The organism is Mesorhizobium quangtriensis (assembly GCF_040081925.1).
GTDB classification, from domain to species: Bacteria; Pseudomonadota; Alphaproteobacteria; order Rhizobiales; family Rhizobiaceae; genus Mesorhizobium_K; species Mesorhizobium_K quangtriensis.
This window is the reverse complement of record NZ_JBEBMF010000001.1, coordinates 654,282-670,962: the sequence shown is the minus strand read 5'-3', so window position 1 is coordinate 670,962 and position 16,681 is coordinate 654,282. Positions and strand designations below refer to the sequence as shown.

21 protein-coding genes are annotated in these 16,681 nt (G+C 63.0%); 10 read left to right on the top strand and 11 right to left on the bottom strand.

The genetic code is table 11. The annotated features are described in order from the left end of the window. Positions 1–35 precede the first annotated feature (35 nt). Positions 36–1,406 (top strand): cytochrome P450, encoded by a 1,371-nt coding sequence (locus ABMA32_RS03375; protein ID WP_349012309.1) that lies wholly within the window; start codon positions 36–38, stop codon positions 1,404–1,406. Here ABMA32_RS03375 and ABMA32_RS03370 read toward each other — a convergent pair whose 3' ends face one another. Next, a complete protein-coding gene (locus tag ABMA32_RS03370; protein WP_349013317.1) occupies positions 1,407–1,640 on the bottom strand; it encodes a DUF3297 family protein in 234 nt (77 codons plus the stop codon). Positions 1,641–1,750: 110 nt separating this feature from the next. On the opposite strand from ABMA32_RS03370, the gene ABMA32_RS03365 reads away from it, so the two are divergent. After that, positions 1,751–2,641, top strand: a complete 891-nt coding sequence (locus ABMA32_RS03365) for a FecR family protein (RefSeq protein WP_349012308.1) — start codon at positions 1,751–1,753, stop codon at positions 2,639–2,641. A gap of 43 nt (positions 2,642–2,684) precedes the next feature. On the opposite strand, the gene ABMA32_RS03360 is transcribed toward ABMA32_RS03365, so the two are convergent. Then, positions 2,685–3,074, bottom strand: a complete 390-nt coding sequence (locus ABMA32_RS03360) for a YraN family protein (RefSeq protein WP_349012307.1) — start codon at positions 3,072–3,074, stop codon at positions 2,685–2,687. Further along, a complete protein-coding gene (gene rsmI, locus ABMA32_RS03355; protein ID WP_349012306.1) occupies positions 3,067–3,951 on the bottom strand; it encodes a 16S rRNA (cytidine(1402)-2'-O)-methyltransferase in 885 nt (294 codons plus the stop codon). The genes ABMA32_RS03360 and rsmI overlap by 8 nt, the downstream gene beginning before the upstream one ends. A 208-nt stretch (positions 3,952–4,159) precedes the next feature. Between rsmI and ABMA32_RS03350 the strand changes: the two genes are divergently transcribed. Further along, positions 4,160–4,354 (top strand): hypothetical protein, encoded by a 195-nt coding sequence (locus tag ABMA32_RS03350; protein WP_349012305.1) that lies wholly within the window; start codon positions 4,160–4,162, stop codon positions 4,352–4,354. Between the two features lie 60 nt (positions 4,355–4,414). Here the strand turns inward: ABMA32_RS03350 and hemW are convergent, their stop codons facing one another. Genes hemW through rph form a run of 4 tightly spaced genes read right to left on the bottom strand, consistent with a single transcriptional unit; the run spans position 4,415 to position 7,385 of the window. Continuing rightward, positions 4,415–5,572, bottom strand: coding sequence for a radical SAM family heme chaperone HemW (gene hemW / locus ABMA32_RS03345; RefSeq protein WP_349013316.1), 1,158 nt, complete (start codon positions 5,570–5,572; stop codon positions 4,415–4,417). A gap of 33 nt (positions 5,573–5,605) precedes the next feature. Next, complete coding sequence (gene rdgB, locus ABMA32_RS03340; protein WP_349012304.1) at positions 5,606–6,253, bottom strand: RdgB/HAM1 family non-canonical purine NTP pyrophosphatase; 648 nt, start codon at positions 6,251–6,253, stop codon at positions 5,606–5,608. Continuing rightward, positions 6,253–6,663 carry a VOC family protein gene (locus ABMA32_RS03335; protein ID WP_349012303.1) on the bottom strand — a complete coding sequence of 137 codons (411 nt, stop codon included), beginning with the start codon at positions 6,661–6,663 and terminating at the stop codon, positions 6,253–6,255. Before ABMA32_RS03335 ends, rdgB begins: the two co-directional genes overlap by 1 nt. Before the next feature lie 5 nt (positions 6,664–6,668). Continuing rightward, positions 6,669–7,385, bottom strand: coding sequence for a ribonuclease PH (gene rph / locus ABMA32_RS03330; RefSeq protein WP_292769990.1), 717 nt, complete (start codon positions 7,383–7,385; stop codon positions 6,669–6,671). A 169-nt stretch (positions 7,386–7,554) separates the two neighbouring features. Between rph and hrcA the strand changes: the two genes are divergently transcribed. The 4 genes from hrcA to ABMA32_RS03310 all read left to right on the top strand — a co-directional run bounded on the left by hrcA (position 7,555) and on the right by ABMA32_RS03310 (position 10,420). After that, on the top strand, positions 7,555–8,625 hold the full coding sequence (gene hrcA, locus ABMA32_RS03325) for a heat-inducible transcriptional repressor HrcA (RefSeq protein ID WP_349012302.1): 1,071 nt from the start codon (positions 7,555–7,557) through the stop codon (positions 8,623–8,625). A gap of 52 nt (positions 8,626–8,677) precedes the next feature. After that, positions 8,678–8,875 carry a hypothetical protein gene (locus ABMA32_RS03320; RefSeq protein WP_292769994.1) on the top strand — a complete coding sequence of 66 codons (198 nt, stop codon included), beginning with the start codon at positions 8,678–8,680 and terminating at the stop codon, positions 8,873–8,875. A 45-nt stretch (positions 8,876–8,920) separates the two neighbouring features. Next, complete coding sequence (locus ABMA32_RS03315; protein ID WP_349012301.1) at positions 8,921–9,643, top strand: alpha/beta hydrolase; 723 nt, start codon at positions 8,921–8,923, stop codon at positions 9,641–9,643. Positions 9,644–9,805: 162 nt separating this feature from the next. Further along, a complete protein-coding gene (locus tag ABMA32_RS03310; RefSeq protein ID WP_349012300.1) occupies positions 9,806–10,420 on the top strand; it encodes a hypothetical protein in 615 nt (204 codons plus the stop codon). On the opposite strand, the gene ABMA32_RS03305 is transcribed toward ABMA32_RS03310, so the two are convergent. Continuing rightward, positions 10,421–11,677, bottom strand: a complete 1,257-nt coding sequence (locus ABMA32_RS03305) for an Hsp70 family protein (RefSeq protein ID WP_349012299.1) — start codon at positions 11,675–11,677, stop codon at positions 10,421–10,423. Between the two features lie 174 nt (positions 11,678–11,851). Between ABMA32_RS03305 and ABMA32_RS03300 the strand changes: the two genes are divergently transcribed. Together ABMA32_RS03300 and cysK are read left to right on the top strand one after the other, a co-directional pair. Next, positions 11,852–12,469, top strand: a complete 618-nt coding sequence (locus tag ABMA32_RS03300; RefSeq protein ID WP_349012298.1) for a LysE family translocator — start codon at positions 11,852–11,854, stop codon at positions 12,467–12,469. A 79-nt stretch (positions 12,470–12,548) separates the two neighbouring features. Then, positions 12,549–13,526, top strand: coding sequence for a cysteine synthase A (gene cysK / locus ABMA32_RS03295; RefSeq protein WP_349012297.1), 978 nt, complete (start codon positions 12,549–12,551; stop codon positions 13,524–13,526). Positions 13,527–13,556: 30 nt separating this feature from the next. On the opposite strand, the gene ABMA32_RS03290 is transcribed toward cysK, so the two are convergent. Continuing rightward, a complete protein-coding gene (locus tag ABMA32_RS03290; RefSeq protein WP_349012296.1) occupies positions 13,557–14,048 on the bottom strand; it encodes a hypothetical protein in 492 nt (163 codons plus the stop codon). Positions 14,049–14,140: 92 nt separating this feature from the next. Further along, a complete protein-coding gene (locus tag ABMA32_RS03285) occupies positions 14,141–15,262 on the bottom strand; it encodes a DNA alkylation repair protein (protein WP_349012295.1) in 1,122 nt (373 codons plus the stop codon). A gap of 167 nt (positions 15,263–15,429) precedes the next feature. Between ABMA32_RS03285 and dut the strand changes: the two genes are divergently transcribed. After that, the gene (gene dut / locus ABMA32_RS03280) at positions 15,430–15,915 is read left to right on the top strand and encodes a dUTP diphosphatase (RefSeq protein ID WP_349012294.1); all 486 of its coding nucleotides are present in this window, start codon (positions 15,430–15,432) and stop codon (positions 15,913–15,915) included. A 2-nt stretch (positions 15,916–15,917) separates the two neighbouring features. On the opposite strand, the gene ABMA32_RS03275 is transcribed toward dut, so the two are convergent. Continuing rightward, positions 15,918–16,652: a sulfate transporter family protein gene (locus ABMA32_RS03275; RefSeq protein ID WP_349012293.1), complete on the bottom strand. Its 735-nt coding sequence runs from the start codon at positions 16,650–16,652 to the stop codon at positions 15,918–15,920. Between the last annotated feature and the right edge of the window lie 29 nt (positions 16,653–16,681).

Sequence of the window (16,681 nt, the reverse complement as noted above, 5' to 3'; positions counted from 1 at the left end):
AGGCTCGTACTACATGTGTCTGAACGGAGCATGTGATGGATACAAAGCCCGCCCCCTTCGTGCCGCCGGCACCAGCGCCGCGAGCAAAACCGCCCTCCATGCTTGAAATGATGCGGATCGTCTATCGCAACCCGCTCGAGCTATGGGGCGAGCCCTCCTACAACGAGCCCTATATCTCGGTCACCGGCGTGGGCGGGCCGCTGGTCATCGCCAATGATCCGGCTCTGATCAAGCACGTGCTTGTCGACAATGCGAAGAATTACCGGATGGCAACGGTGCGCCAGTTGGTCCTCCGGCCTATCCTTCGCGATGGGCTGCTGACTGCCGAGAACGACGTCTGGAAACGTTCGCGCAAGGCCATGGCGCCGATCTTCACGCCGCGCCACATCTTCGGTTTCGCCGGTCCCATGCTGAAGCGCACTGAAGCCTTCGCGGAGCGCTACGACGACGGTGGCGTCCGTGACATGGCCGTCGACATGACAAACCTCACCTACGACATCCTCGCCGAGACGCTTTTCTCAGGCGAGATTGCCGGCGAGCCGGGCAGCTTCGCCCACCAGATCGATCGCCTGTTCGAGACGATGGGTCGTGTCGATCCGCTCGACCTGCTGCGCGCTCCCGAATGGTTGCCGCGCGTCACCCGCATCCGGGGCCGCAAGACAATGGCCTATTTCCGCCAGATCGTCGCGGACACGATGGAGATGCGGCGCGCCAGCATGGCGAAGGATGCCAACGTGCCCGAAGATTTCCTGACGCTGCTCCTGCGCGCCGAAGGCCCGGACGGCCTGACGCGCGGCGAGATCGAGGACAACATCATCACCTTCATCGGCGCTGGCCACGAGACGACCGCACGGGCGCTGGGCTGGACGCTGTTCTGCCTCGCCGAGGCGCCGTGGGAACGCGACGCGATCGAGGCCGAGATCGATGCGGTGCTCGCCCGCGAGCCCGACCCGACGAAATGGCTCGACGCCATGCCGCTGACGCGCGCCGCCTTCGAGGAGGCGCTGCGCCTCTATCCGCCGGCGCCTTCCATCAATCGCGAACCGATCGTTCCGGAAAGATGGCGCGACCTCGATATTCCGGCAAAGGCCGCGGTGCTGGTCATGCCATGGACGGTGCATCGCCACCGCAAGCTCTGGGAGAAGCCGGACGCCTTCATGCCGTCCCGCTTCCATCCCGAAAACCGCCAGAAGATGGACCGCTACCAGTATCTGCCTTTCGGCGCAGGCCCCCGCGTCTGCATCGGCGCGTCTTTCGCCATGCAGGAAGCGATCATCGCGCTCGCCGTTCTGATGAACCGCTTCCGCTTCGACACGACCTCCGAAACGAAGCCATGGCCGGTGCAGAAGCTTACAACCCAGCCGCAGGGCGGCCTGCCCATGCGGGTAAGTCCGAGGAAGCGGTGACTATTCCTGCTCCAGGAACGGCTCGACCGTTCCCTTCAGCTTGATGGTCATCGGCTGGCCGAAACGATCCTTGGAATTGCCCGCCTGCGCGCGGATCCAGCCTTCGCTGACGCAATATTCGCTGACGTCCGTCCGTTGCTTGCCGTTGAACCGGATGCCAATGCCGTTCAGCAGCAACTCTTCATTATAGAAGGGGCTGCGCGGGTCATTGCTCAGGCGGTCGGGAAGCGTCATTTCTTTCTCCAAAGCAAAAAATCGCACAGCGTTCCGATAGCGAGCCACGACCAGCTCGTCCATTGACAAAATCTGCCGTTAGGTTACGTTAGGAGTTTATTAAGTATGTCGTGCCTGCCCTGATCTGTATCGTGTCTCGTTGGGTTGAGGCCATGCGTCTACGATTGATGCACATCGTTGGTGTCGGCGTGGCTTGGATGGTAGCAACCGTTTCGGTTGTCCTCTCTGAGCCTGTCGGAAAAGCGACGCTTATCGCTACATCGGTTACCGGCGACGGTACATCGCTTGCGACCAAGTCTCCCGTCCATCGAAACGAACGTATAAAGACTTCCAACACTGGACTTGGCGAGTTCTTGTTTAACGATGGCACGAAGTTTGCGGTTGGGTCCAACTCTTCGGTCGTCATAGACAAGTTTGTCTACGCCGGCGACAGTTCGGTCAAGAACCTGACCATAAATGCTGCAAGAGGCAGTTTCCGCTGGATAAGCGGTGGTTCCAATTCATCAGCGTACAAAATCGCAACGCCTGCCGGCACTATTGGCATTCGTGGAACCGCTTTCGATGTTTTTATCGGTCAGGGCGGCGTGACCGCCGTTGTGCTCCTCAAGGGGTCGGTTCAGTTTTGCGGTGCAAATGGCTGCCGTGACCTGCGCAAACGTTGCGACTACATCATGGCGACGCCTGGGAAAGGCGTTTCCGATCCGAAACGCCTCGATAGGGACGCGCTTCAAAAGATGCGAAGCGCACAAGCTTTTCCGTTCATAACGGGCAAGCAGCGCCTGTCTAGCCGGTTCAGGGTTGGCGCCGGCTGCGTCACTACTGCATCGGTAACGCCTGAAAGGAGGGCGCGTGCGGTATCTCCACCCACGCCTGGCGTTGCACCCAGCCCTTCCCCCGACCCCTCGCCTGACCCTTCGCCGTCAATAGGCAAGGGTAACAACGGAAAGGGCAACGGGGGCGGAGACGGGTCGCCCAATGGGCGCAGTGACGCAGGTCGGTAGTTGACTTGTCTGCGAAATAACTGGGTGCGTCGCGAGAAGAAGCTCAGATTCTGCCGTAAAACACATTCTTAACATGCACGGGCCAACGCCACGGCAGAACCGCCACCATGTCGAAGCGCAGCGACAGTTTCGCGTAATCCCGCTGCCTCGCCAGCCACAGGTCGGCGGCACCATCGATGCGCCGTTCGGACTCGCGGGCGATCGCCTCCATCGCCTCGATCAGCGTCTTCCTCGCCTTGACCTCGACGATCAGCACGAGATTGCCGCGCCGCGCGATCAGGTCGATCTCGCCGAGTTTCGTGCGATAACGCCGCGCCACGATGCGGTATCCCTTCAGCATCAGGGCGGCCGCAGCCAGCCATTCGCTGGAGTGACCGCGCCGATAAGCCTTCCGCCGCTTGCGCAGCAGGTCGTCGCCGGACCGTTCAGCCATCCCTGAGGTCCATCAGCCGTCGGTAGAGCGCCTGCTTGGGCTGGCCGGTCATCCTCGCCGCTTCGGCCGCCGCCTTCGAGGCCGGCATCTCCCCGGCCAACGAAACCAGCAGTCGGTCGATATCCTCAGGCGCGTCCGCCTTTTCTTCGGGCGGTCCGACGCAGACGACGACCTCGCCCTTTGGCGTCGCGGCATCCGCATAGTGGGTTGCGAGTTCGCCAAGCGTCCCTGTTCGGATTTCCTCGAAGGTTTTCGTCAGTTCCCTCCCGATCGCGGCGCGCCGGTCACCATAGACTTCGGCCATCGCAACAAGCATATCTGCCAGCCGACGGGGCGACTCGAAGAAGATCAGGGTCGCCGGCACGGCAACCAATTCCATCAGCCGTGACTTACGCTGTCCGTCCTTCACCGGCAGGAAGCCGGCAAACAGGAACGAATCGGAAGGCAATCCCGATGCCGTCAGCGCTGCCAGCACGGACGAAGGTCCGGGAATAGGCACGACCCGCACCCCCGCAGCCTGTGCCTGCTCCACGAGGCGAAATCCGGGATCGGAAACCAGCGGTGTCCCGGCGTCCGACACCAGTGCCACGCTTTTTCCTGCCTCGAGAGCCGCGATCAGTTTCGGTCCGGCCTCGCCCGCGTTGTGCTCGTGATAGGCAACAGGCCGCTGCCTTATCCCGTAGCGGTCGAGCAGCACGCGCGTCACGCGCGTGTCCTCGCAAGCAAGCACGTCGCAAGCTGCAAGCGTCTCCAGAGCGCGCAGCGTGATGTCGCCAAGGTTACCGATCGGCGTCGCCACCAGATAGAGCGCCGGATCCAGCGGCCGCGCAGGAATTTCGGCCTGTCCGACAATGTATGTTTTCTGCTGATTGTCCATCGTCGCATTAATCAGCCGGCGGCCATGCCGGGCAAGTCTCTTTAGTCGAAGTAAGGAGTTGCTCCGTCCTACGATGCAGGCCCGCCAGCGCCTGTCGCGTTGGGCCTTTCGTTTTCTCGAAAAGCTGCCATCGCTTGGCCATGATCGGGAACGAAAGTTCGGCTGGCGGGTTGAATGAACGACAAGAACAACGTCCGGGGAGGACGCGATGTCCAACCTCATCATCCACGATACGTTCGAACCTTACTATGCGGGGCGCGAGGACGAGTCTCGTGAGACGAACAAGCGTTCGGCCGCCAAACAGCAGCCCCAGGCGCGTGACGTCGAAATCGTTCTGCCGTCCCCGCTTACAACGCCAGTCGCAATCATAAGACGTCGCGACCGGCGCGCGATCGCTCACTGATTCAGTGGTGGCGAGTCGGTTCGACATCTAGATTGCCCGCCTCGACGGCAGGCGCATTCGTCAGCGCGCCAAGTCGGCGACCACTGCGTCCAGCACGATCATGCCGGACGGCGTCGCGCGCAACCGCGAATTGCCGATCGGTGCGACCAGCCCCTCATCTTGCAGCACAGACAGCCTTCCCGGCGCAAAGCCCCGTCCAGACAGCGCCTCGTAGCGCGTCAGGTCTATGCCCTCGGCCAACCGGAGTCCCATCAGCAGAAATTCGTCGGCCTCTTCCGAGCGCGTCAACACTTCGCCGTCCACCACGCCATGACCCCGCGCCTCGACGAGATTCGCCCATGTCTCGGGCATCTTCTCCGCAATCGTGACTACGCGCCGGCCATTCTCGACGAACCGTCCATGCGCGCCGGGCCCGACCCCGACATACTCGCCGTAGCGCCAGTAAGTCAGGTTGTGACGGCTTTCCGCGCCCGGCTTGGCATGGTTCGAAATCTCGTAGGCCGGCAGGCCGCGCGCCGCCGTCACCTCCTGTGTCGCAGCATAAAGTTCGGCCGCTAGGTCGCCATCCGGAATCTCGAATTTGCCAGCAGCATGCAGCGCGTGGAACCGCGTGCCTTCCTCGATGGTGAGTTGGTACAGCGACAGGTGGTCAACGGCATATCCGATCGCCTCCTTCAGTTCCGCTTCCCACTGTTCCGGCGTCTGGCCCGGCCGCGCGTAGATCAGATCGAAGGACAGACGCGGGAAGGTCTTGCGCGCGAGATCGATGGCGACCAGCGCTTCCTCGACATTGTGAAGCCGGCCGAGGAACCGCAGGTCTCTGTCGTGCAGCGCCTGCACGCCGAGCGAGACGCGGTTCACACCGGCCGCGCGGTATCCGCGGAACCGCTCGGCCTCGACCGAGGACGGATTCGCCTCCAGCGTCACCTCGATACCGTCAGGCACAACCCATTCTCGTGCCACCGCGTCGAGCACCGCGCCGACCGTCTCCGGCTTCATCAGCGACGGCGTACCGCCGCCGAGGAAAATGCTCGTGACCGTGCGCGCTCCAGTACGTTCGCGCATCGTCGCCAGTTCAGTCTCGAAGGCGGCCACGAACCGCTCCTGGTCCACAGGCTGGTGCCGGACGTGGCTGTTGAAGTCGCAATAGGGGCACTTCGCCGCGCAGAACGGCCAATGGACGTAGACCCCGAAGCCGGGTGCGTTGTCGTGCGTCATCGCGGCCACGCGCTTCTTCCGCCCATCCTGATCTTATGCCGATCCGAGCTTGGCGCGGGCAAACTTCTGGAACGCCCGCGCCCGGTGCGACAGGGCCTGCGCCTGTCCCGGCTTCCAGCCATGCTTCTCCTCGGCCGTCATCTCGCCGAAGGTACGCATGTGCCCCTCCGGCAGGAACACCGGATCGTAGCCGAAGCCGCTTTCGCCCCGCGGCGGCCAGACCAGCGTGCCTTCCGCCTCACCGCGGAAATATTCTGCCTCGCCATCGGGCCATGCGAGGCAGATCACGGCCACGAAGCGGCCGGTACGCTGTGCGGGCTCCGTGGCGCCGACTTCCTGCATCGCTACCTCGGCCCTCTGCATGGCCATGCCGAAATCGCGGGTGCCATCAGGCAGTTCTGCCCAGTTTGCCGTGTAGACGCCGGGCTGCCCGTCAAGCGCGTCGATCACCAGTCCCGAATCGTCCGACAGCGCTGGCAGGCCGGTGGCGTTGGCCGCGGCAAAAGCCTTGATATAGGCGTTTTCCTCGAAGGTCGTGCCGGTCTCGTCGGGCTCCGGCAAACCATATTCCTTGGCCGACTTCGCCTCGAGCCCGAAAGGTCCCATCAGGTCGGCAAACTCCCTCAGCTTGCCGGCATTATGGCTCGCCACGACGATTCTCTTGCCTTCGAGCGCGCGCATCACAGTCCCCATATTCTCGGTTCGGCGAACTCGATCGAATTGCCGGACGGATCGCGAAAATAGATCGATCTACCTCCCGACGGCCATTCGAAATCAGCCTCGATGGCGACGCCATGCGCCTCCAATGTCGCCTTCCAAGCTTCGATCTCCGCCGCAGTCGCTGCGAAGCAGAGATGTCCCTGGCCGACAGTCCCATGCGGCGGCACCGGCAGCTTCGCATCCGGCGGCGGTGCGTGCCGTGTCGCCTCCGCGTCGAACAGCAGCAGGATGCCCTGCCCGCAACGGAAAAAGACATGACGGCCGTCCACCTTCGCGATCCGCTCGAGCCCGATCACATCGCGATAGAACGCCTCCGCCGCATCGAGGTCGGTCACATAAAGCGCCGATTCGAGGATGGCGGACGGTTTCATGTCGCTCAGGCCACCGCCATCTGCTGCAGGCTGACCAGCCGCGAAATACCCTTCTTGGCAAGCTCCATCAGCGACAGGAACTCCGCCTCGCTGAACGGTACGCCTTCCGCCGTGCCCTGCACCTCGACGATGCCGCCCTTGCCGGTCATGACGAAATTCGCGTCGGTACCGGCGGACGAATCCTCGACATAGTCGAGGTCGAGCACAGGCTGCCCGTCATGGATGCCGCAGGAGATCGCCGCCACGTGGTCGCGCAGCACCTTCTGTACGCTCACCATCTGGCGCGCCTCCATCCAGCGCAGGCAATCGTAGAGCGCGACCCAGCCGCCAGTAATCGACGCCGTGCGCGTGCCGCCATCGGCCTGTATCACATCGCAGTCGATGGTGATCTGCTGCTCGCCCAGCGCCTGCAGGTCCACGACGGCGCGCAGGGATCGGCCAATCAGGCGCTGGATCTCCAGCGTGCGGCCACCCTGCTTGCCGGATGATGCCTCGCGGCGCATGCGGTCGCCGGTCGAGCGCGGCAGCATGCCGTATTCCGCGGTCACCCAGCCCTTGCCGGAATTGCGCATCCAGCCCGGCACCTTCTCCTCCAGGCTTGCCGTGCACAGCACATGGGTGTCGCCGAACTTCACGAGACACGAGCCTTCAGCATGCTTGGAGACGTTACGTTCGAAGGAAACGGCGCGCATTTCGTCGAATTGGCGCTTGGATGGACGCATGAAGGGCACTTCCCCGCTGGAATCTCTGTTTGGCGGCTTTTAGCCCTCCACTTCCACCAGCGCAAAGGAAAAGCCTGCCCGTCCACCTTACCCACACGGCATGCTTAGCCAACACTTTGCGTTCCGGCACAGGCTGTCTATATCTTGGACCTTGGAGGTTTCGGACGCGATGACAAAAGCAGTCCTCGATCAGAATCTGCAGATGCTGGACATGCGCTCGCGCGACATCTTCCGGCGCATCGTCGAATCCTACCTGCGTGACGGCGAGCCGGTCGGCTCGCGCAACCTGTCTCGCATGATGCCCTCCTCGCTGTCGCCGGCCACCGTACGCAACGTGATGAGCGACCTCGAACAGCTCGGCCTCGTCTACGCGCCGCACATCTCGGCCGGCCGCCTGCCAACCCAGCAGGGTCTGCGCTTCTTCGTCGATTCCTTCATGGAGATCGGCGACCTGTCGGAGGAAGAGCGCCGGGTCATCGAGGCGCAGGTCAAGGCTTCCGGCAACAGCGCCAGCCTCGAACAGATGCTGACCGAGGCCAGTTCGTTGCTTTCGGGCATGTCGCGCGGCGCGGGCCTCGTGCTGACCGCCAACAACGAGGTCGCGCTCAAGCATATCGAGTTCATCCAGCTCGAACCGGCGCGCGCGCTTGTCGTCCTCGTTTCCCAGAACGGCGACGTGGAAAACCGCGTCATCGATCTGCCGGCAGGCGTTACAGTCTCGCAGTTGCACGAAGCATCGAACTTCCTCAACGCCCATATCCGTGGCCGCACGCTCGCCGAGGCCAAGACCGAGATCGCGCGCATCCAGGAAGAAACCCGCGCCGCGCTCGACACACTTTCGCAGGATCTGGTCGAGAGGGGCCTCGCCGTCTGGGCCGGCACGGAGGGCGGGCTGCCATCGCGCCTCATCGTGCGCGGCCGCGCCAACCTTCTGGAAAACATCACCGCGCAGGCTGACATCGAGCTGCTGCGCCGCCTCTTCGAGGATCTCGAGACGCAGGAAGGCCTCGTCCAGCTTCTCGGCCTCGCCGAGGAAGGCTCGGGCGTGCGCATCTTCATCGGCTCGGAGAACAAGCTTTTCTCGCTTTCCGGCTCATCCCTCGTCGTCGCGCCCTACCGCGACAAGGACGCGCGCGTCATCGGCGCGCTCGGCGTCATCGGCCCGACCCGGCTCAACTACGCGCGCATCGTGCCGATGGTCGACTACACCGCCCAGCTCATCTCTCGCATGCTGCGCTAGCGGCAGGCGCAAGCCTGATGTAGTCTGCCTTTCTCGTCGGAGGGGCGACAGAATGGCATTCGAAGATATCAAGGCCGAGATCAGCCTGCTGCTGCAGGAGATGGTCAACCAGCCAGAGGACGAGCATGAATTGCTCGAACAGGTGCGCGAAAAACTCAACGAGTTGCGCGCCATGGGCATGCCGCTGCCCGAAGACCTGATCGAACTGGAGAAACAGCTCGAGGACCGGTTTCCGGGGAGCGCGACGTGATCGCGCATCTCCCCGCCCCCGCCCGCAAGCAAGCCTGACCGCCCGATGAGCAACGTCATCGACGAACTTCCGCCGCGCGTGAGGCGCCGTATCTGGCGCTATCTCCTGCTGACCTCCTACGCGATCGTGCTGTTCGTTTCCGGCGCGGTCATCGCCATCGCCGTCGCCGGTATCCTTTACATGAACGCGCAGCCGGACCTGTCGGTCTGGCACAAGGCCGACCTCGACGGCGAATTCACGGCGAAATCCAATATCTCGACCTTCCGCGAATATCTGGAGCTGGAGGACGCGCTGTTCGCCGAGCTCAAGACCGAGGTCTACGACAAGGTCCCGGAGGCCGAGCGCTCCTTCTTCAACCGCTACACCACCGGCAGCCGCTCCGATCCTGGAATCTGGACGCCCAACTGGAACCACACCTTCGAGTATGGCGACAGCACCGCGCCCTTCGGCGTGCTCATGCTGCACGGCTATTCGGACAGCCCCTACAGCCTGCGTGGTTTCGGCGCCATGATGCGCGACGCCGGCGCCCATGTGGTCGGCTTGCGCATACCCGGCCACGGGACCGCGCCCTCCGCGCTCAAATACACGGTCGCCGACGACATGACCGCCGCTGTCCGCCTCGCCATGCGGCACATGAAGGAGGTGCTGGGCGACAAGCCGATCTTCATCATCGGCTATTCCAACGGCGCGGCCCTGGCGCTCAACTACGACATCGAGGCGATCGAGGACCCGACCCTGCCCGTTCCCGCCGGCCTCGTCCTGATGTAGCCGGAGATTGGCATAACCCGCGCCGCCGCCTATTCGAACTGGCAGGCCCGCGTCAGCGACCTCCTCGGCCTCGAAAAGCTCGCCTGGTCGTCGGTGCTGCCCGAGTTCGACCCGTACAAATACAATTCCTTCGCCGTCAACGCGGGCGAGCAGGCTTGGCAGATGACACAGAAGGTCCAGCTTGGACTTAACAGGCTGGCGCAGACTGGCCGACTGGGCGAGGTCGCACCGATCCTTGCCTTCCAGTCGGCGGCCGACGCCACGGTCATCGCCAACGCCGTCGTCACCAATCTGTTCGACCGGCTGCCGTCGGGACAGCATGATCTGGTGGTGTTCGACGTCAACCGCTTTTACGAGGCCGAAGGCCTGCTTCGCCGGTCGATAGAGACCGAGCGTCTCGTCGCCGGGCCTCCGCGAGCCTATTCCGTCGATATCGTCACCAACCGCAACGCGACCAGCTTCGACGCGGTCCTGCGCAGCCGCTCAGCCGGCACAGAGACCGCCACTACGACTGAACTCGGTCTGTCGTGGCCTGACGATATCTATTCGCTGTCGCACATCGCGCTGCCCTTTTCGGAGGAGGATCCGCTCTATGGCGAAGACCCCAATTCCGAGAACCCCGGCATCAGGCTCGGACGGCTGGCGCTGCACGGCGAGAACAACACGCTGTCCATCCCGCCGACCATGATGACGCGCCAGCGCTGGAACCCGTTTCACCCGTTCATGGCCGAGCGGATAAAGCAGTTCATTACCGAACGTGCGGCAGCGACGCCGTAATCATCCGAACTTTTTCTGCGCGTCGAGCGCCAGGCCCAGCCCGACTGAGCCGAACACGTCGCCTTCCACCACCTTTGCCTGCGGCACCAGCGACAGGATGCTCCGGCGTGCCAGCGGCACCGCAGTTGAGCCGCCGGTCAGGAACACGGCGGTTATATCGTCCGTCCGAAGGCCCGCGTCCGCGATCGTTCGCGCCACCGTCGCCGTGACGCTGTCGATGTCGGCATGGATCGTCTCCTCCAACCCGGCGCGGCTGATGACCGCCTCGAACGAGGCTCCCGGCAAGCGAACCGCCACCGTCGCCTCGCTCCGGTCGGTCAGCTCGATCTTGGCCCGCTCCACCAGCGTCGCCAGCGCGTGGCCGTACCGATGCTCGACCACCGCGATCAACCGATCCACCAGGTCCTGCCGCGACGCTTCATAGCGGATTTGGCGCAGGTCAGACATCGCCTTGGCCGTATAGAGCAGGTTGATGCGCTGCCACGTCGCGAGGTCGACGAAATAGCCGGCCGGCAGGTTGCGCTTGCCGTCCTTCGTGGCCGACAGATAGCCGAGTTCCGGCATGACATGCTGCAGGCTGAGCAAGCGGTCGAAATCGGTACCGCCGATGTGGATGCCGCGATTGGCAAGGATATCGGCCTTGCGGTCGGCCGCCTTCGCCCTTTCAGGCGACACGCGCACGACGGAAAAGTCCGACGTGCCGCCGCCCATGTCCACGATCAGCGCCAGTTCCTCGGCCGTCACGCCCTGCTCGTAGTCGAGCGCCGCGGCGATCGGCTCGAACTGGAAGGCGATATTCCTGAACCCTTGGGCGCGTGCCGCCTTCTCCAGTTCGTCCTGTGCAGCCATGTCTGCTTCGGCATCGTCGTCCACGAATTGAACCGGGCGTCCGAGCACGACAGTATCCACATCCTCACCCGCATGGCTGTCCAGCCTGCCCTTGAGGTGGCCGATGAACATGCCGACGATATCGATAAAGGTGACCGAGCGCGCCTTCAACCGTGTCTTCTCATGCACCAGCGAACTGCCGAGCACGCTTTTCAGCGCGCGCATCAGGCGGCCTTCCACGTCGTCTGCATAGTGCGTGATGGCGTTGCGGCCGAAGAGCACGCCGTTGTTCTCAAAGTTGAAAAAGATCGCGCTGGGAAGCGTGACGTGGCCCTGTTCGAGCGGCGTCAGCCGAGGCCGGCCGCCTTCGATGACGCCGACCGTAGAATTGGACGTGCCGAAATCGATGCCGCCGAAAAACGGGCGCATGGCAGTTTCCTCATATGTGGCGGAACGGAAGGGACGTGCCCGATACACGGACAAAGCCAGTTTGTCGACAGGCAAGACGCCCATCAAAGACGCTGATGCATCGATCACGTCAATTCGCGTGAATACGCGCTCCGCATCTGATATCGGCAGAGCCGAATTTCACGGACGACCTCCATGACCCTTGCCGGTTTCATCGCCTATTGCGGCGCCCTAGCCGTTGCAGCCGCCATTCCCGGCCCCGGCATAACCGCGCTGGTCGCCCGCGCGCTCGGCTCCGGCTTCCGTTCGTCGCTCTACATGTCGCTCGGCCTCATCCTTGGCGACCTTGTCTACCTGACGGCGGTGGTGCTCGGGCTTGCCCTCGTGGCACAGACCTTCGGAACGGTCTTTCTTGTCGTCAAATGGCTGGGCGTTGCCTGGCTCGGCTATCTCGCCTGGACCTTCTGGACGAAGGGCATCACGCCTGAAAGCATCGAGGCGCGCAAGGCGAAGAGCGGCTTCCTGAGCAACTTCCTTGCCGGGCTGACGCTGACGCTCGGCAATCCGAAGACGATGATCTTCTACCTCGCCATCACGCCGACCATCGTCGACCTGCGCACCATAACGGTGGCGGACTACGGCATTCTGGTGCTGCTCACCATCGCCGTGCTGCTCGTCGTGCTTTTGCCCTATCTCGTGCTGGCGGCGCGGGCGCGCTGGTTCCTGAAAACGCCGCGCGCGCTGAAGGGTTTGAGCAGAACCGCCGCCGCCTTCATGGCTGGCGCGGCTGCGGCGATCGCGACGCGGCAATAGATCACGCAAAAAAGCAAGATTTTCGCTCGGATTTCCCGATCCGAAGTTCTATCTTCGCCCGCGAAGAGGAGAGCTTTCGATGAACAAGCCCGTCACCACTCACGTTCCCGGCCGCGGTCGCGTCTACAATTCCATCACCGAGACGATTGGCGACACGCCGCTGGTCAGGCTCGACAAGTTTGCGGCCGAAAAGGGCATCGTCGCCAACCTTATGGCCAAGCTGGAGTTCTTCAACCCCATTGCCAGCGTCAAGGACCGCATCGGCGTCGCCATGATCGAGGCGCTGGAAGCCGATGGCAGGATCGCACCCGGCAAGAACACGTTGATCGAGCCAACCTCGGGCAACACCGGCATCGCGCTCGCCTTCGCGGCGGCCGCCAAGGGCTACAAGCTCATCCTCACCATGCCGGAGACCATGTCGCTCGAACGCCGCAAGATGCTGATGCTGCTCGGTGCGGAATTGGTGCTCACTGAAGGCCCGATGGGCATGAAGGGCGCCATCGCCAAGGCCAACGAGCTTGCCCAGTCCATTCCGGGCGCCGTTATTCCGCAGCAGTTCGAGAGCCCTGCCAATCCGGAGATTCATCGCCGCACGACCGCAGAGGAGATCTGGAACGACACCGCCGGCAAGGTCGACATCTTCATCGCCGGCATCGGCACCGGCGGCACCATCACCGGCGTCGGCCAGGTGCTGAAGCAGCGCAAGCCCTCCGTGCATGTCGTCGCCGTGGAGCCGGAAGCCTCGCCGGTCCTGTCGGGCGGCCAGCCCGGCCCGCACAAGATCCAGGGCATCGGCGCTGGCTTCGCACCAAAAATCCTCGACACCACCGTCTATGACGAGATCGTCAAGGTCTCCAATGACGACGCGGTCGCCAATGCGCGCCTCGTCGCCCGCCTCGAAGGCGTGCCGGTCGGCATCTCTTCGGGCGCTGCGCTACAGGCGGCGATCGTCGTCGGCTCGCGGCCGGAAAATGCCGGCAAGGACATGGTTGTCGTCATCCCGTCCTTCGCCGAACGGTACTTGTCCACTATCCTGTTCGAGGGGCTGGGCAGCTAGACCGTTCTTCGCCGGGCAGGCCGGGAACCGTCAGGCGGTTGCCGGCCTGAACCGCCAGATCGACACGATGCCGAGCACGATAAAAACGGCGAGTACGATGCCTTGCGTGACCGCGAAGGGCGTCTCCGATCCTGTGGGTGCATAGACGTTCAGCGCAGGCACCTTCAAGAAAGACTGCACCACCAGCACGAAGGCGTTGAGGTAGAGCGCGAGCACCGCCGTGCCGACATAGACCCACCGCCACGCTCCACGCAGGCGAAATACGTACCGCGCCGCGATCGCAATCAGCAGGACGATAGTCGACACGATGCCGACACCGATTGCAGGCGTGAAGCCGTTATACGGGAAGAGAAAGCCACCGAGCGTCGTCGCCAGCGTGGTGATCAGGAAGATCGCCGTCGTGATACTCAGCCGGTGGCCGGCAAGCAGGCCGCCGACGGCGACAAGGCCGGTGGCGATGCCGATGATGCTGAGGACGACATGCAGGATCGTGTAGGCGGTAAGCGTCATTCCCAGAACCATCGCTCGGCTCCCTCAAACCTGGCTGAAGTAAGGACGGAACGCCGACTCCGCGCGATTGTAAAGAGCGCCCGGCGCATGGCTGCCGGTATTTTTTAGCGGGTCCGGCTATCCCCGATGCGGAGGTCGAAACCGCTCTCTGCAAGGACCGCACCGTTGACCAGAAGTTCCACGCGATGGAAGCCTGCATTGTGTTTTCGGGTGGTGAAATCCCTGACGGTCTGACTGATGGCGAGATCGACGGTCGCCTTCGGCGCGAGATCGATCTCCTTGAGCTTGAACACCTTGCGGGAGAGACCGTTTTTCTTCGCGTAGTGAACCGCGTAGTCGACGACGAGCCTTTGCGCCGTTTTCGAAGCGGACACCAGCTTGGCCCGCGTCGTGATGCGGTCGCCGAGGTTGATCTTCTTGGGGTCGACGCTGAAGTCCAGAACCTTGACCTCGGCCCTGCCCGTCGTGCCGATCAGCGCCAGCGCGAGCGGGTCACCTTTCTTGATCAGGGTCCGCAGCGCATGTCGCACGATCCACGCCGTGTGCTTGTCGGACCTCTCCCAGTTGGAAACGCGCTCGACGAGCATATCTGGATGGTCCTTGCCGATGTCGTTGAGATGGTTGGCGACGGATTTGCGCACGTAGAGGCTGGGGTCCGCCTTCAAGGCGTCGAGGATCGGCCCGGTAGGCGACGGATCGGCGATCAGGTTTTTCAACTGGAACGACCACGGCAGGCGTGGTCGTGAACCCTCGCTGGCCAGACGCCTGACATGTTCGTTGTCGTCATCCGCCCATCCGCGCATGACGAAGATGGTCCTTTCGAAATCGGCGACCAGGAAATGGCGGATCGCGAATTCCGATGAACCGAAACGCGTCAACAGCTTGAGCGCATCCAGCGACCGGTCGAAATGTTGCTGACCGTAGAGTGCGACATATTCGGAGAGCGATATCGCCGTGAAGGCGTGTCCTATGCGCGGGGCGAGCTTTTCCAGGATCGGCACCGCCTTCGCGAAATCCTCAGGAAACGTCTCGTGCAGGCTTGTCGCCACCAGCCGCATGCGCTGCATGATGCCGAGATCGTCCGGCCCTTCGGTGGCCAGCTTCATGAACCGCTTGCGATCAAAGGCCGGCCAGACACCAGCCGTTTCGCGGGCGATATGGGCAAGACGCTCGCGATTGAAGATTTCCTTGAGCGCGGGGGCGCGTTCGGTCGATTCGCCGGCCATGATCTCTCCTTTTCTTCCCTATGGCACAGCGGTCCTGACAGATCCTGTCAGCATGTCACATGCATGCGTTACGAACCCTTTCGCGGGCAGTTTGTGCGAAGAAAGCAGTTGATTGGCATGACGTCGATGTTGACCCGCCCGGCGGTTTCTTCGATAGGTCGGCTTTAATGAATACCGCCCTCCGCAAAACTCCCGTTTCCGGCCCTGTCGTCGGCATGGTGCGTCTCCCGCATGGCGAAGGCCTGCCGTTACCTTCCTACGAGACGCCAGGCGCCGCCGGAATGGATTTGCGCGCGGCCGTGCCGGAGGATCGTCCGCTGGTCATTGTGCCGGGAAGACGTGCACTGGTGCCGACAGGGCTGGTCATGGAAATACCCGAGGGCTTCGAGGGGCAGGTTCGCCCGCGCTCCGGCCTTGCCTTCAAGCACGGCATCACCTGCCTCAACACACCCGGCACGATCGACAGCGACTACCGCGGCGAGGTAAAGGTGCTGCTCGTCAATCTCGGCAACGACGACTTCGAAATCACCCGCGGCACCCGCATCGCCCAGATTCTTTTCGCGGCCGTCGAGCGGGCGACCGTCGAGGAGCGCAGCCTTGCCGGTTCCACCGAGCGCGGAGCAGGCGGCTTCGGTTCTACCGGGACGGGGTGATCTCAACTTGCAACTTCCAACGCTCGTCTGCCAGCCGCGCTTTCCTGCGCGCTGATCGCCTTGTGCAGATGTACCATCATGGCCGCTGCGAACAACGGCGTCAGCAGGTTGACGAGCGGAATTGCAAGAACGCCGGCGATGACAAGCCCGGCCAGGAAGATCGCCCACGCATGTTTTGATCTGAGCGCCTTCGCCTCGGCCTCCGGGCGAAAACGCATCGCCGCGAATTCGAAGAACTCACGGCCGAGAAGGTAGCCGTTGACGACAAAGAAGGCGACGATGTTGACGCCCGGTACCAGCAGCAGGATCAAGGCAATCAGATTGCCGAGGACAACGATGGCGAAGAACTTCAATGCCAGCAAGATCGACCGCAGGAGTGGAACCGGAGTTCCGGGCGGGTCCGCGGGATAGTCGGTCCGCTCGACAGTCTCGGCGATATCGTCCAAGAACAGGCCGGCCACGATGGCGGTCGCCGGCGCGATCAGCAGGGCAAGCCCGAGCGCCAGACCGATCCCGGCAACAATCGCGGCGATGAAGCCTATCCAACCGGCCCAGCCGGGAAAACCGGGCAACAGCGCATCGATCCAGGGCAGGGCAAGCCAGTCGAAAAGCTCTTTCAGGCCCAACCACAGGGCGGCAAGCGCAAGCAGGGTCAGGCTGAGTGTCTTCCAGAAGACCGAGCGGAATTCCGGCAGGAAAAGCTGGCTGGCGGCGGCGCGGGCGGAGTCGAATATCATCTGGTCATTCCGGTTCCGCAGGGAGATAG